This window comes from Bacillus haikouensis, from assembly GCF_013179555.1.
In the GTDB taxonomy this organism is placed as follows: Bacteria; Bacillota; Bacilli; order Bacillales; family Bacillaceae_B; genus Rossellomorea; species Rossellomorea haikouensis_A.
In genome coordinates, this window is record NZ_JABMCR010000541.1 from 1 (window position 1) to 1,264 (window position 1,264).

Consider the following 1,264-nt stretch of genomic DNA (forward strand, 5'->3'; position numbering starts at 1 on the left):
TTCCACCGTTGTCGTATCAATAGGGTTCAATCCATCTAATATATCTATTTCACCACTTTGCAGAGCTGCTAATCTAGAAGAGTTTTCTGGAATTACCTGGAATACGACTTGATCTAGATAAGGTTTTCCTTCCGTCCAGTAATCAGGATTTTTTGCCAGAGTGATAGAGTTATTTCGTGTCCATTCTTTAAACGTAAAGGGACCTGTACCGACTGGATGTTCATTTAACTTATCTCCGTATTTTTTTATAGCAGCAGGGCTTGCAATTCCGAACATCGAAATGGCTAAGTAACTAAGAAATGGTGCCGTCTTTCTTTTGAGTTTAATTTCAAGCGTATATTCATCCACAGCACTCACATGTTCAATAAGATGGTTTTCATCCCCTTTAAAACCTCCATATAAAAATGGATAATAAACAAAATCCCCTTTATGGTAAGGATTATTGGGATCCATCCACCGTTCAAAGTTAAATACAACTGCTTCGGCATTAAAATCTGTTCCGTCGTGAAACGTTACACCTTCCCGAAGCGAGAAGGTCCAAGTTAAACCATCTTCACTAGTTTTATAGTCTGTTGCCAGTTTTGGTTGAAGTTCAAGGTTATGGTCATATTCAAATAAAGTTTCAAAAATATTGTGTGTCACCCTGATAGACTCACCATCTGTCACGTTAATAGGATCGAGACTGATGGAATCCGCTCCTCTGCCATATATAAGCGTTCCGCCATGTTTCTCTTCCTCTGAAAGATTCTTTTCACCTTCCGTACTGCTGTTTGATTGGCTTCCGCTTGAACAAGCAGAAAGAAATAAGATGGATGCGAGAAATAAATAAAATGTCATTTTGATATGTCGCTTCACCGCTTTACCCCCTTAAAATAGTATAAAGACTATTATATGCGCAAATCGTCTGAATTTAAATACTATTTTGTTATTTATGTCGAATATTGTTAAATATAACCCTAAAATGAAAATAAGCGCTGATCCTTTTTCCAGGATCGCGCTCTTTACTTGAATAATAACTACTTGGTTCAGTGGTAGTACAATTATATTGATTTGATAAGCAGCATAGGCACAGTCCAAACATTTTAAGGCAGCTTCGAAATCAACTCTAAATCAACTCCAAACCATTCATGCTAGCGTTCAATCACTCCCAATGCCTCTCTCGCCATCTGCTCATACTCATCCAAACCTGACGTGATCGCAAACTCAGCAATCGCAACAGGGTATGCTGCTTTAAGCTCAATGATGTGCTCTTTCATGGCTGGCC

General features: G+C 38.4%; 1 protein-coding gene and 1 pseudogene. Both read right to left on the reverse strand.

The features are described 5' to 3' along the window. Positions 1 to 855: ABC transporter substrate-binding protein (locus HP456_RS24115; RefSeq protein ID WP_312857814.1), on the reverse strand; the 855-nt coding region annotated here is incomplete at its 3' end. Between the two features lie 275 nt (positions 856 to 1,130). Then, positions 1,131 to 1,264, reverse strand: a pseudogene (locus HP456_RS24120) (macrolide 2'-phosphotransferase); the annotation flags it as partial.